Below are 11824 nucleotides of genomic sequence, written 5' to 3'. Positions count from 1 at the left end.
AGCCTCCAGCCTCCAGCCTCCAGCCTCCAGCCTCTATCACCCTAGTTCCAAAACTGTTAGGCTCACAGCCTTCTTATTTCCTGTCTGGTACGGGATGCCATGCGTCGCTGGGTAAGCCTTCTTCTGCTGATCATGCTGCCGTTGCAAAGCAACTGGGCGGCGCTGTCGGCGTTCTGCCAACATGAGCAGGGAGTACAGGCCAACCATATTGGACACCATCTGCATCAGCATTCTGACTCCGATGAGGTTGCAGAAGCCTCCGATCCGCAGCAGAGCCACAAGCACACTACCTCCATTCATGGTGATTGCAGCAGTTGCCTAATTACTCTGCTAAGCCTTCCGGTACAGGATGGTTTTCTGGTCGTACTGAATAGGTTCAGGTTGGCCCCAGAACAGACTCCCCCCAATACCTTATTTCGCCCCGCAACCCCGCCGGAGCGTCCTGATCGAGCCTTAGCCTTGCATCTGGCAGCCTAAGGCGAGGTCGGTATTCAAAGCCCCTAAGATCAATCAAACCTCTTCGACCTGATCTCGCCGGTTTTTTCCTTCCCTTTGTTGCAACGGAAGAACCGCAATGTTTCGCTATATCTTCAGTATTCCTTGGCCCCTGTGCGCGGGATTGAGCCTGATCCTCAGCTTAGTGCCTAACTTGGCTCAAGCCGCCTCACCTGAGTCACCGAGGTTAGGCCAATTATTTGAGGCCGCTTGGGCGCGCCAACCTGAAGCCCGCTCCCTGAGCGCTCGGCAGGAGTCTGCCAACGCGCAACGCGAGTTCGCTGACGGCTGGTTGGCAGGCCCACCGGCTTTAGAGTTTTCCTCCAAAGGCGATCAGCTGAATGGTAATGGAGGCACCCGTGAGCATGTTGCGGGCGTTTCGGCCCCCATTTGGCTGCCCGGAGAGCGTTCAGGTACAGGTGCTGTGGCCGATGCCCAGCGCCAAGCGGTTCAAAGTCGCTTACTAGCAGCCCAACTACGCACTGCGGGCCTGTTACGGGCCGATTATTGGCAATGGCAGCGGGCGTTATTAGAGGTACAACTGGCCGCTGAACGAGTCAAAAAAGCCCGCCAACTGGCCAGCGATGTGGCACGCCGCGTCCGCGTTGGTGATCTGTCTCGGCTAGACCAACATCAGGCGGAGGCTTTGGCCGTCCAAGCAGAATTGGATCAGCAAACGGCCAAAACTCAGTTGCTGGCCGCTACACAACAGTTACGCAGTCTTACCGGCCGTTTGCTCGAACCGCCTGCCCGCCCAGAGCTTTCTGGCGAGCCCTTGCCGCCGGACTTTAATCTCCAAGAAGGCCGCCATCCGACCTTGCAAACTCTGGCCGATCAAGCCCATGTTGCGCGTACCAACGCGGCTTTAGCCCAGATACAAACCCGAGATAACCCCGAACTCAGCCTATCAACCATGCGAGAGCGCGATGACCGCAGTGAACACTACGAAGGCAGCTTGACGGTTGGCATTCGGATTCCCTTGGGTTCGAGCAGCCGTAACCGGGCGCGCCAAGCTTCGGCTCAAGCCGATGCTATTGAGGCGGATACCCAGTTGGAGCTGGCCCGCGAGCAAGCCGCCGCCGCACGTGAAGCGGCAGTACAGCGCTTTGAAAGCGCACGCCAACAGCAGCAACTGGCCACTCAGCGCAATCAACTGGTGCAAGAAAGCCTCGGCTTTATCGAAAAATCCTTCCGCCTTGGGGAAACCGACTTGCCCAATCGCTTACGGGCTGAACGTGAAGCCATCGAAGCCCAGCAACAGGCCGCGTTGGCCAAGCTGGAGCTGGCCGCAGCAACCTCAGGTTTGCGGCAGGCTTTGGGTTTACTCCCCGAATAACCTTATAGGAAACAGGAATCTCAAATGCAGGCTTTATACAAAGGTTTATTTGGGGTGTTAGTCAGCACGTTAATCTTGATCAGTCATCCCTTAGTCGCCCACGAAGGCCATGATGAAGCCCCAGCAGTGGCCAACACCCAAGCAACGCCGCGCTTTAGTGCCACCTCCGATGAGTTTGAGCTGGTGGGTGTTATGGAAGCTAATCAACTCAAACTCTATCTGGATTATGCGCCGGATAACCGTCCGGTTGAGGGCGCAACCTTGGAGCTACAGGCCTCCGGTAGCCCCATTCCCGTTACGGCCATAGCCCCCGGTGAATTCATCGCCACCTGGCAAGCCCCTGAATCGGGAGAAATCGCCTTCACTGCCCTGATTAACGTCGGAAACCAAAGCGATTTGCTGGTGGCCGAATTGGACATTCATCACGAGGACGAACACGCCGACTCAAACACCGAGGGTCTTAGCCAGCTCATCAGCACGGGATTACCTTGGCTGCTGGGAGGCTTAGGGCTGTTATTAGGACTGGCTGGATTTCTGAACAGCCTGCGCAATCGCCCTCGGGCTGAGGTAAAAGCATGAAATCCATTCCGTTCCTCACCACCTTATTGTGCAGTGCTTTAGTCTTCACCCAACCCACACAGGCCGGCCCCGGCCACGATCACGGCGACTCAGCGCCTGTGGCCAATAGCAACGGCCCCCAGCGTTTACCCGATGGCAGCTTGTTTGTCCCCAAAGCCACTCAGCATCAACTGGGGGTACGCACCTTTCCCGTACAACAGGCTGAACTGGCGCAAACTTTGGAACTCAACGGCACGGTAGTCATGGACCCTAGTGCTGGAGGCAAGGTACAAGCCCTATTAGCCGGGCGCATCGAAGCCAGCGCCAAAGGCCTACCCAGTCTAGGGCAACGGGTTAAACAGGGTGAGGTCTTGGCCTTTATTGTGGCCAGCACCGGAGCCTTAGAGCGAGCCAGTCAACAGGCTCAAATCGCGGCACTACAGGCAGATTCTGCCTTAGCTGAGAAAAATCTGGCCCGCCTGCGGGAGCTTTCCGACAGCGTGCCCCGCAAAGAAATTGATGCGGCCAATGCCAACCTCAACAGCATTCGGGCGCAAATCACCGCGTTAAAAGCAGGCACTCAGGCCCGTGAAGCCTTAATCGCGCCTATTTCCGGCGTGATTGCGGCCAGCAACGTGGTGGCCGGACAGGTGGTGGATGTGCGCGACCCAATTTTCGAAATCCTCGACCCCACCCGATTACGGATTGAAGCCCTCGCCTACGATCCGGCACAGGTTCAGGGCATTCAAGGCGGCTACCTTGCCCTAGGGGAGCAACAGGTTCCGCTTAACTTGGTGGGCTCGGCCCATAGCCTGCGCGAACAAGCCTTGCCGCTGCTGTTCCGAGGCGAGGGAACCCAACAACTCACTCAGCTGGCCCTAGGTCAGAAAGTACAGGTGTTTGTGCAGACTGCGCGCCGTATTTCAGGCTTTGCGCTACCGGCGGCGGCACTGATGAAAAATGCCTCCAATCAGTCCATCCTGTGGGTTAAAACCAACCCGGAGCGCTTTGAGCCACGCTTAGTCACCTTTGAGGTACTGGATGGCGTTCAGATTGCCGTCACTTCCGGTTTAGCCACTGGTGATCGGGTAGTGGCTCAGGCGGCTATTTTGATCAACCAAATCCGTTAGGAGTACCCATTATGTTTAAGTGGCTCCTACACAGCAGCCTGCATAATCGACTGTTGGTGATCGTCGCCGCCTTAGTGCTGATGGGTTATGGTTTGCTCAATCTATCGCGTATGCCGGTGGATGTATTCCCGGATCTGAACAAGCCCACCGTCACCCTGATGACCGAAGCCGGGGGCATGGCTCCGGAAGAAGTCGAACAGCTGGTCAGCATCCCGCTGGAAATCACCCTCAACGGTTTGCCCGGCGTAGAAAGCATCCGCTCAGTATCCAGCAGCGGACTGTCGTTTATCTACGTTACCTTTGACTGGAGCACCGAGATTTTCCGCGCCCGGCAGATGGTTTCTGAACGCCTTACCGCTATGGAAGAAGGCTTACCGCCCGGCGTGATTCCGCGCATGGGCCCGGTCAGCTCCATCATGGGCGAGATCATGCAGATCGCCATTCCCATTGATGTGAACAAGATCAGCGCCATGCAGGTGCGCGAGTACGCCGATTGGGTGTTACGTCCGCGCCTGATGAGCATTCCCGGTGTAGCGCAGGTAATCCCCATCGGCGGTGAGGTACGCCAATTTCAGGTGTTACCGGACACCAATCGTATGGCCACCCTAGGCATTACTCCGCTGCAATTGACGGATGCTTTGCGCGGTTACTCCTCCAACAGCTCCGGCGGCTTTTTGGAGGTGAATGGCCGTGAATACCTGATCCGCCACCTTGGCCACAGTTCGCGCTTAGAAGACCTCAGCAATCTGGCCATCGGCAACCGCAACGGTCAATCCATACTGCTGCGCCAAGTGGCTGAGGTGCGCTTTGCTCCCGCCATTAAGCGGGGGGATGCTGGCTTTGAAGGCTTGCCTGCCGTGATTTTAGGCGTGCAAAAACAACCCACCGCCGACACCATCCAATTAACCCGCCACATTGAGGATGCGTTAGAAACCCTGCGCCAATCCTTACCCAGCAATATGGCAGCCCCTAAAGTCACCTTTCGCCAAGCCAATTTTATTGAGGCTTCCATCACTACCCTACAGGGCAAGTTGATGGGCGCAGCGGTGTTTGTGGCGGTGATCCTGTTTATATTTTTAGGCACGCTACGCCCGACCCTAATCGCTTTGACGGCTATTCCGGTATCCATCTTCACCACCGGATTGGTGTTTCAGCACTTTGGCCTGTCCATCAACACCATGACCTTAGGCGGACTGGCGATTGCCATCGGCGGTTTGGTGGACGATGCGGTAGTGGATGTGGAAAACGTACTCCGCCGTCTGAAAATCGAACGCGCGCAAAGGGGAAAACAACTCCCGCCCTTAGAGGTGATCGCCCGTGCCAGCTTAGAAGTGCGCTCGGCCATTCTGTACGCCACCGCCATTATCGTACTGGTCTTTCTGCCGCTGTTCGCCTTACCGGGGATGGAGGGCCGTTTATTCGTTCCTCTGGGGATTGCCTTTATCGTCTCCACCCTCGCCTCGCTATTGGTATCGGTGACGGTCACGCCGGTGCTGTGTTTTTACCTACTGCCGAGCATGAAATCTCTAGATCATGGAGATACTTGGCTGTTAGCCGCGCTAAAACGGGGTTATCACAAAGCCTTATCCAAGGCGCTGCGCCATGCGTGGCTGGTGATCTGGATTTCCCTTGTGTTGGTGAGTATTTCGCTACTCATGGTGCCCTTGTTCCCTAAAACCTTTTTACCACCCTTTAACGAAGGTACTTTGCTGATTGGCCTGCGCCTTAACCCCGGAGTTACTTTGGCCGAGTCTTCCACCATCGCACAGCAGGCGGAAAAGCTGGTGCTGCAAGTACCGGAAGTCACCCACGTCGGGCGGCGCAGTGGGCGGGCAGAGCTGGATGAACACGCGGAAGGGGTGCACGTCAGCGAGTTGGACGTGGGATTAAAACCCGCCTCAGAACTGACCCGATCTATGGACGAGATCACCGGCGATATTCGCTCCCGGCTGGTGCACTTGCCGGCAGCCATTGGGGTAGGTCAGCCGATTTCCCACCGCATTGACCACATGCTGTCGGGAGTGCGCTCTCAAATCGCCATTAAGCTGTTTGGGGAAGACCTCGATACCCTGCGTGCCCAAGCGGAAATTCTGCGCGCCCGACTGGATAAAATCCCCGGCTTAGCCGATTTGGAAGTGGAAAAACAGGTACTGGCTCCACAGATCAAAGTACAGGTTGATCCCAATGCCGCCGCGCGTTACAGCATCGCCACCCCTCAGATTTTGGCCCAGCTCCAGCAATTGGTGGAGGGCGAGCGCATCAGTCAGGTGATTGAACAGGGCCGCCGCTTTGCGCTGGTGCTGCGTTTACCCGACAGCGCCCGCGCACCCAGAGGCTTGGGCAACCTGCTGATTGAAACGCCTAACGGTCAAATTCCCCTATCCCGTTTGGCGCAGATTGAGGAAGGCGATGGCCCAAACCAAATCAGCCGTGACGATGGCAAACGGCGCATCGTGCTGTCCGCCAATGCCCAAGGTCAGCCTCTGTCTGAAATCGTGGAAAAAATCCGTATCGTGCTAAAACGCCCGCTCCCCGAAGGTTACTTCATTACCTTGGGCGGACAGTTCCAAGCCCAAGAGGAAGCCTCTCGACTGGTGGGCTTACTGTCCATTGCCTCGCTGATACTGATGTTTGTGGTGCTGTACAGCCGTTATCAATCGGTGGTGCTGTCGGTGCTGATTATGGTCAATATTCCGCTGGCCTTGGTGGGAGCGGTGTTTGGGCTGTGGTTATCCGGTCAACCGCTGTCCATTGCCGCCTTGGTGGGCTTTGTCACTCTAGCCGGAATTTCGGTGCGTAACGGCATCCTGAAAGTCAGCCACTACATCAACCTGATGCGTATTGAAGGCATGTCCTTTGGGCCGCGCCTGATTATACGCGGCTCTTTAGAGCGCCTGAGTCCAGTGCTGATGACCGCTTTAGTCACCGCCTTCGCCCTAGCGCCCTTACTGTTTGAGGCCGAACGCCCCGGTACGGAAATCCTGCATCCGGTGGCGGTAGTGATTTTCTTCGGGCTGGCCAGCTCGACCCTGCTGGATACCTTCCTAACTCCGATTTTGTTCTGGCTCTGTGGCCGCAAGCCCAGCGAACGACTCCTGAATCAGAACGAACAAGAAGCCTTTTAACCCCCATAGCCCCCGAAAGGAACCCACCCATGAACCTAAAAGCACTGAGCCTCGTAATCGCTAGCTTCGTATTCAGCCCATCGCTACTGGCGGCTGGAAACCACGCCCACGAGCACGCCCACCAAGCCCTGCACGGTGGCATAGTGGTAGAAGAAAAAGATATGGATTACGAGCTGGTGGCCAAAGCCGATGTCGTGCAACTCTATCTAAGCGATCACGGCAAGCCCGTAGCGGTCGAAGGCTTAACCGCCAAACTCACCTTATTATCCGGCAACGAGCGGCAAGAAGTAGAACTCAAACCCGCCGGAGATCGACTGGAAGCTCAAGGGCAATTTAATGTAGCCAGTAATACCAAAGTCATCGCAGTAGTTTCGGGGATGAATAAAAAGGTTTCTACGGCGCGTTTTGTGTTACCTTGATTGGCTGCGGATAAATTGCCGTAGCTCTTTGTCATGGGCACGCTCGGCATGGGCCGAATAGTGTCTTAGCGAGTTTGCTCCTGAATCTAATCAAACAGATAGCAAGATTAGCTAATCCCCAAAGTTATTTGGGAGACTGTATGCCAAGTTGGTTTAATATAGAGACTGTACAGACCATATAAAGGAAATGCTTTATGAGTGATATCGAAGAACTTAAACGCAAAAAAGAGTACCTAGAGCTTCAGAAAGAAATAGCTGCATTAGAAAAAAGTGCAAGAATCCATAAGGCGTTTAATTTCCTTAGTTATAAAATCACAGTCCCACTATTATTACTGGGGCTATTTAATCTTATACTTGGCGCAAAAGAGCAAGCCCTTGAATCAATAGTCCTAGGATTGATTTTAATAACTCCATTTATGTTAAAGTTCTTTTCAAGAAAATAATTTTTAGATAAAATAAAAACCAACTTCAACACTCGCCTTAACTTAACTGTTATAATTCAGTAGGGAATATTATTAATATGTATCCTGAAATAGTCAGAATCGAAATTAATAATGAGATAGACGGGTTTGAGCGAACGGTTATAAATAGACTGCTTCCTTGCTTTGACTCAATCGAGATTGAAGCCTTAGAAAGGAAAAACTCTTTTCTCGAAAATAAATCAAAAAAATTTGATCCTGATCGAGATAATGAAGGCTGCATTGAGGAAGATGGATACTTTGAGGAGTTAAATCACATATTTACCGAAAGTGCCTTAAAACAGGACTATATAAATTCCTCCGCTACACAGCTTTTCCATTTATTTGAACGACAGAAGAAGCGATTTCTTGGTTCCGATCAAACTGACATTATAAAGCCAAAGCTTGCTCAAATTGGCTATGATCTCGATTCTTGTCCCCACTGGATGGCTTTAAACAAAGAGTTAAGGGATGCAGCAAACGCCATCAAGCATGGATCAGAAAGTAATGCAGCAAAAAAATTAAAAAGTAATTTTCCACATCTTCTAGCTGATAAATCAGTTTGTTTATCAAAGTCAGATATTGAGCGTTACATTCAGAATTTAAGGAACTTCTGGAGGCTAGCATTAAATGGCCAAGTTGATTCATAATGATGTATATGGCTTTATTCCAGAATCAAGAGTTTAGATTTAACCAGAGTTATTATGCTAGAAGAATATTTTTTTAAAAACCAACTATGTATGCAAGCATGAAAAAAATCTCAATCACCCCTTTAGTCATATTTATACTCCTGTCTGGATGTGCTTCAGTTCCTAGTACAGATACGACAAAAGCGAATGAAGTTAAAAAATTTAAGGCTCCCCAGAACGAATATTCTGGAGTTTATATTTATAGAAAAGATGCAATGCTAGGCTCTGCATTAAAAAAAGACATTTATATTGATGGCAAATGTGTTGGAGAATCTGCCCCTGGTGTTTTCTTTTACAGCGAAGTAGATGGCGATAGAGAACACACAATAGGAACTGAATCTGAATTTTCTCCTAACAACTTAAAAATTTTCACTGAAAAAGGGAAGCTCTATTTTATAGAGCAATATATTAAATTTGGTTTTTTTGTTGGGGGTGCAGATTTAAAATCTGTTGAAGTACAAGAAGGTAAGACTGAAGTTATTAAAACGGATTTGGCAATTCAAGGTAATTGCTCATCCATATGAGCATATTGGTACGCCTTGGCGTTTGCTCCTTGAGCACCTGTAGAGTCCCTATGACAAGCACTCTCTCTATACTAAAATATTAAATTATCAAAGAGTTGGTCACTAAAAACCATTATCGGTCATTGGCCAAGTTATATATATCCGAGTTTTCACGTTTACCAATGGCTATCACACTGACAACTATCTCCTCGTCAAATACTTGGTAAACAAGTCGATGACCCGCAGAACGTAATTTAATTTTATAGCGATCCGCATGACCACTCAGTTTTGCGCTTGGCCCACGAGGGTTTTCCAGACACTCTTTCAATTTATTTTTAAATTGCTCTTTGATGGGATGACCGAGTTTTTCCCATTCTTTCCAAGCCCTTTTATCGAATTTAAGCCTATAGGTCATCTATATTGACCTCAATAAAATCAGGGTCTTGCATCCGCTCATCGATGATACGGTTCAACTCAGCATCTTCAGCGAGCTCCTGAAAATAGGCAAATAATGCGGGGGGGACAATATAAAACGCGGGCTCATTTCGGTTCAAAATTGCAACGGGCTGACCCTCACCTTCCATTGCGGTACCCATCGGGTTTTTCTTTAATTCGGTGATGCTAGCGGCGACAGAGGTAAGAATTTGGTATGCCATTGTAGTGCTCCACGTTGTACTCTGTTGATCTTAGCACCAATAAAAGCACCATTAAACGCACTACTTAAAGGCTAAATCTGGTTTACAGGGTAATCAGGAGTCAATGAGTCGACGCGCAAAAAACTTAATGTGGGATGGGTAGTTCGGCTATGAATCCCCCATCAATGCGCCAACTTAAGGGTAATCACCCCAGCGATAATAAGCAGCACACCCAAATAACGGGCCAAGCTGCTGGGATCTCCGTAATACAGAATCCCGACTAAAAAGGTTCCCGCTGCACCGATGCCCGTCCAAACGGCATAGGCTGTTCCCATAGGGATACTGCGCTGAGCCAACCAAAGTAAGAAGCCGCTCAACCCCATAAACACGATGGCGATAATAATGCCTGTCCAACGGGTAGCGGGCTCTTGGGCCATCTTCAAACCCACCGGCCAACCGATTTCAAACAAACCAGCTAATACCAGATAAAGCCAACTCATCCTAAAACTCCTATGGATTAGAGCTGATCAGCAAACCAGCCCGTATTTTGCTCATCCCTGAGCTTCAACGCTGTATTAGCTGATTTTGGTTCCATGCGCCTGCTGATCGGCGTGGTAAGAAGAGCGCACCAACGGGCCGGAAGCTACGTTTTTAAAGCCCATGCGCGTACCCTCTTCCGCCAACATCGCGAAAATATCGGGATGCACAAAGCGCTGCACGGGGAAGTGATCGCGGGACGGCTGTAGGTACTGGCCAAGGGTGAGCATGTCGATGTCGTGGTCACGCATCTGCTGCATGACTTCCAGCACTTCTTCGTCGGTTTCGCCTAAGCCCAGCATCAGGCCCGACTTAGTGGGTACATGGGGCACGCGCTGTTTGAAGTTTTTCAACAGGTTCAATGACCACTGAAAGTCCGCACCGGGGCGTGTGGCTTTGTACAGGCGTGGCACGGTTTCCAGATTGTGGTTAAACACATCCGGTGGCTCGGTGGCGGTAATGTCGAGGGCAATATCCATGCGGCCCCGATAATCCGGTACTAGGGTTTCCAGCTGAGTGCCGGGGCTAAGCTGGCGAATTTCCCGCAGACAATTGGCGTAATGCTGAGCACCACCATCGCGCAGGTCATCCCGATCTACGGAGGTAATCACCACATATTTAAGGCGCAGATCCGCTACCGCCACCGCAAGGTTACGCGGCTCGTCTTCGTCCAAGGGCTTGGGTCGGCCATGTCCTACGTCGCAGAAGGGGCAACGGCGGGTACAGATGTCACCCATGATCATAAAGGTGGCGGTACCGCCGGAGAAGCATTCGCCCAAATTGGGGCAGGAAGCCTCTTCACAGACACTGTGCAGCTTGTGTTGGCGCAGCAGTTGTTTGATGCGCTCTACTTCCGGTGATACGGGAATGCGCACCCGAATCCAGTCCGGTTTTTTGGGCAGCTCGTCCGTAGGAATCACCTTAACCGGAATACGGGCTACCTTTTCTGCACCACGCAATTTCACGCCGGCTTCCACTTTGGCGGGGCTTTTCAGGGTTTCACTGCTCATATGCTTCAATTCCGCCCGCTAGGGTCTTCTGTTCTGCATAGCCTAGACGGCGGATCAACTGTGCGGACAGTCGCCCCGACACCTCAGCCACTTCTACTGGCCCAACCAGATCCCGCAATTGGGTCATGGCCAGTCCAGCATAACCACAGGGATTAATACGCCGAAAGGGTTCCAGATCCATATCCACATTCAAGGCCAATCCGTGGAACGAACGCCCATTACGGATGCGTAACCCCAGTGAAGCAATTTTAGCGCCGTCCACATACACGCCGGGGGCTTCAGGTTTGGCCGCAGCCGTAACTCCGTAGCTGGCCAGCGTATCAACCAAGCTATCTTCAATCAGAGTGACCAGCGCACGTACGCCGATATCCAACTGACGGACATCCAGCAATAAGTACACCACCAGTTGGCCGGGGCCGTGATAGGTGACTTGCCCTCCGCGATCCGCCTGCACCACCGGAATATCGCCGGGGAACAGCAGGTGCTCGGCCTTACCGGATTGGCCCTGAGTAAACACCGGATGATGTTGCAACAGCCACAGCTCGTCGGGGCTTTCTGGGGTGCGGTGGTCGGTAAAGTAGCGCATGGCTTGCCAAGTGGAGGGGTAATCCCGCAGCCCCAGCTCACGCACAATCACAGGCCGTTGCATCAGAGCACCATATGCACGCGCCCAGTGGCACGCAAATCCAGATGAATGGCTTGCAGTTGCTCCACGCCCGTTGCGGTAATCAATAGCTGCACCGATAGAAAGCGACCGTTGCGGCTATCCCGTACCGAGAGGCTGGATGAGTCAAAATCGGGGGCATGGCGCTGAATAATCTCAACCACGACCTCAGCAAAGTCTGGGCTGGCATCACCAATGACTTTGACCGGATAACGCGGGCAGGGAAATTCAATCTTAGGCGCCTGAATTTCGTCGCTCATAGGAA

At 52.2% G+C, this 11824-nt stretch carries 15 protein-coding genes; 9 read left to right on the top strand and 6 right to left on the bottom strand.

Features of this window, described 5'->3' with window-relative positions; genetic code table 11:
* Window positions 1-99 precede the first annotated feature (99 nt).
* From LX59_RS11240 to LX59_RS11200, 9 genes are all read left to right on the top strand, one after another.
* Window positions 100-477, top strand: coding sequence for a hypothetical protein (locus tag LX59_RS11240; protein ID WP_144571965.1), 378 nt, complete (start codon window positions 100-102; stop codon window positions 475-477).
* A 97-nt stretch (window positions 478-574) separates the two neighbouring features.
* A complete protein-coding gene (locus tag LX59_RS11235; RefSeq protein WP_144571964.1) occupies window positions 575-1831 on the top strand; it encodes a TolC family protein in 1257 nt (418 codons plus the stop codon).
* A gap of 24 nt (window positions 1832-1855) precedes the next feature.
* Complete coding sequence (locus LX59_RS11230) at window positions 1856-2410, top strand: hypothetical protein (protein WP_144571963.1); 555 nt, start codon at window positions 1856-1858, stop codon at window positions 2408-2410.
* Window positions 2407-3519, top strand: coding sequence for an efflux RND transporter periplasmic adaptor subunit (locus tag LX59_RS11225; RefSeq protein ID WP_144571962.1), 1113 nt, complete (start codon window positions 2407-2409; stop codon window positions 3517-3519). The genes LX59_RS11230 and LX59_RS11225 overlap by 4 nt, the downstream gene beginning before the upstream one ends.
* Before the next feature lie 11 nt (window positions 3520-3530).
* Window positions 3531-6644 (top strand): efflux RND transporter permease subunit, encoded by a 3114-nt coding sequence (locus tag LX59_RS11220; RefSeq protein ID WP_144571961.1) that lies wholly within the window; start codon window positions 3531-3533, stop codon window positions 6642-6644.
* 29 nt (window positions 6645-6673) lie between these two features.
* Entirely contained in the window at window positions 6674-7063 is a 390-nt protein-coding gene (locus tag LX59_RS11215; protein ID WP_144571960.1) for a hypothetical protein, read from the top strand.
* A 194-nt stretch (window positions 7064-7257) separates the two neighbouring features.
* Window positions 7258-7506: a hypothetical protein gene (locus LX59_RS11210; RefSeq protein WP_144571959.1), complete on the top strand. Its 249-nt coding sequence runs from the start codon at window positions 7258-7260 to the stop codon at window positions 7504-7506.
* Between the two features lie 77 nt (window positions 7507-7583).
* Window positions 7584-8171: a hypothetical protein gene (locus LX59_RS11205; protein ID WP_144571958.1), complete on the top strand. Its 588-nt coding sequence runs from the start codon at window positions 7584-7586 to the stop codon at window positions 8169-8171.
* Between the two features lie 98 nt (window positions 8172-8269).
* Window positions 8270-8734, top strand: a complete 465-nt coding sequence (locus LX59_RS11200) for a DUF2846 domain-containing protein (RefSeq protein ID WP_144571957.1) — start codon at window positions 8270-8272, stop codon at window positions 8732-8734.
* Between the two features lie 112 nt (window positions 8735-8846).
* On the opposite strand, the gene LX59_RS11195 is transcribed toward LX59_RS11200, so the two are convergent.
* The 6 genes from LX59_RS11195 to LX59_RS11170 all read right to left on the bottom strand — a co-directional run bounded on the left by LX59_RS11195 (window position 8847) and on the right by LX59_RS11170 (window position 11819).
* On the bottom strand, window positions 8847-9128 hold the full coding sequence (locus LX59_RS11195) for a type II toxin-antitoxin system RelE family toxin (RefSeq protein ID WP_144571956.1): 282 nt from the start codon (window positions 9126-9128) through the stop codon (window positions 8847-8849).
* The gene (locus LX59_RS11190) at window positions 9118-9369 is read right to left on the bottom strand and encodes a type II toxin-antitoxin system Phd/YefM family antitoxin (RefSeq protein ID WP_144571955.1); all 252 of its coding nucleotides are present in this window, start codon (window positions 9367-9369) and stop codon (window positions 9118-9120) included. The genes LX59_RS11195 and LX59_RS11190 overlap by 11 nt, the downstream gene beginning before the upstream one ends.
* 161 nt (window positions 9370-9530) lie before the next feature.
* A complete protein-coding gene (locus LX59_RS11185) occupies window positions 9531-9848 on the bottom strand; it encodes a DMT family transporter (protein WP_144571954.1) in 318 nt (105 codons plus the stop codon).
* A 75-nt stretch (window positions 9849-9923) separates the two neighbouring features.
* Window positions 9924-10895, bottom strand: a complete 972-nt coding sequence (lipA, locus tag LX59_RS11180; protein ID WP_144571953.1) for a lipoyl synthase — start codon at window positions 10893-10895, stop codon at window positions 9924-9926.
* Complete coding sequence (gene lipB, locus LX59_RS11175; protein ID WP_144571952.1) at window positions 10885-11544, bottom strand: lipoyl(octanoyl) transferase LipB; 660 nt, start codon at window positions 11542-11544, stop codon at window positions 10885-10887. Before lipB ends, lipA begins: the two co-directional genes overlap by 11 nt.
* Window positions 11544-11819, bottom strand: a complete 276-nt coding sequence (locus tag LX59_RS11170; RefSeq protein WP_144571951.1) for a DUF493 domain-containing protein — start codon at window positions 11817-11819, stop codon at window positions 11544-11546. The genes lipB and LX59_RS11170 overlap by 1 nt, the downstream gene beginning before the upstream one ends.
* Window positions 11820-11824 lie beyond the last annotated feature (5 nt).

The organism is Azomonas agilis, assembly GCF_007830255.1.
In the GTDB taxonomy this organism is placed as follows: domain Bacteria; phylum Pseudomonadota; class Gammaproteobacteria; order Pseudomonadales; family Pseudomonadaceae; genus Azomonas; species Azomonas agilis.
This window is presented reverse-complemented; position numbering and strand designations above follow the sequence as displayed.

What these genes read in the sequence shown, in the direction of transcription:
- LX59_RS11195 (WP_144571956.1), bottom strand. Translation starts at nt 9,128, where the DNA reads ATGACCTATAGGCTTAAATTCGATAAAAGGGCTTGGAAAGAATGGGAA.
- LX59_RS11210 (WP_144571959.1), top strand. Translation starts at nt 7,258, where the DNA reads ATGAGTGATATCGAAGAACTTAAACGCAAAAAAGAGTACCTAGAGCTT.
- LX59_RS11205 (WP_144571958.1), top strand. Translation starts at nt 7,584, where the DNA reads ATGTATCCTGAAATAGTCAGAATCGAAATTAATAATGAGATAGACGGG.
- LX59_RS11230 (WP_144571963.1), top strand. Translation starts at nt 1,856, where the DNA reads ATGCAGGCTTTATACAAAGGTTTATTTGGGGTGTTAGTCAGCACGTTA.
- LX59_RS11190 (WP_144571955.1), bottom strand. Translation starts at nt 9,369, where the DNA reads ATGGCATACCAAATTCTTACCTCTGTCGCCGCTAGCATCACCGAATTA.
- LX59_RS11170 (WP_144571951.1), bottom strand. Translation starts at nt 11,819, where the DNA reads ATGAGCGACGAAATTCAGGCGCCTAAGATTGAATTTCCCTGCCCGCGT.
- LX59_RS11220 (WP_144571961.1), top strand. Translation starts at nt 3,531, where the DNA reads ATGTTTAAGTGGCTCCTACACAGCAGCCTGCATAATCGACTGTTGGTG.
- LX59_RS11240 (WP_144571965.1), top strand. Translation starts at nt 100, where the DNA reads ATGCGTCGCTGGGTAAGCCTTCTTCTGCTGATCATGCTGCCGTTGCAA.
- lipB (WP_144571952.1), bottom strand. Translation starts at nt 11,544, where the DNA reads ATGCAACGGCCTGTGATTGTGCGTGAGCTGGGGCTGCGGGATTACCCC.
- LX59_RS11215 (WP_144571960.1), top strand. Translation starts at nt 6,674, where the DNA reads ATGAACCTAAAAGCACTGAGCCTCGTAATCGCTAGCTTCGTATTCAGC.
- LX59_RS11235 (WP_144571964.1), top strand. Translation starts at nt 575, where the DNA reads ATGTTTCGCTATATCTTCAGTATTCCTTGGCCCCTGTGCGCGGGATTG.
- lipA (WP_144571953.1), bottom strand. Translation starts at nt 10,895, where the DNA reads ATGAGCAGTGAAACCCTGAAAAGCCCCGCCAAAGTGGAAGCCGGCGTG.
- LX59_RS11225 (WP_144571962.1), top strand. Translation starts at nt 2,407, where the DNA reads ATGAAATCCATTCCGTTCCTCACCACCTTATTGTGCAGTGCTTTAGTC.
- LX59_RS11185 (WP_144571954.1), bottom strand. Translation starts at nt 9,848, where the DNA reads ATGAGTTGGCTTTATCTGGTATTAGCTGGTTTGTTTGAAATCGGTTGG.
- LX59_RS11200 (WP_144571957.1), top strand. Translation starts at nt 8,270, where the DNA reads ATGAAAAAAATCTCAATCACCCCTTTAGTCATATTTATACTCCTGTCT.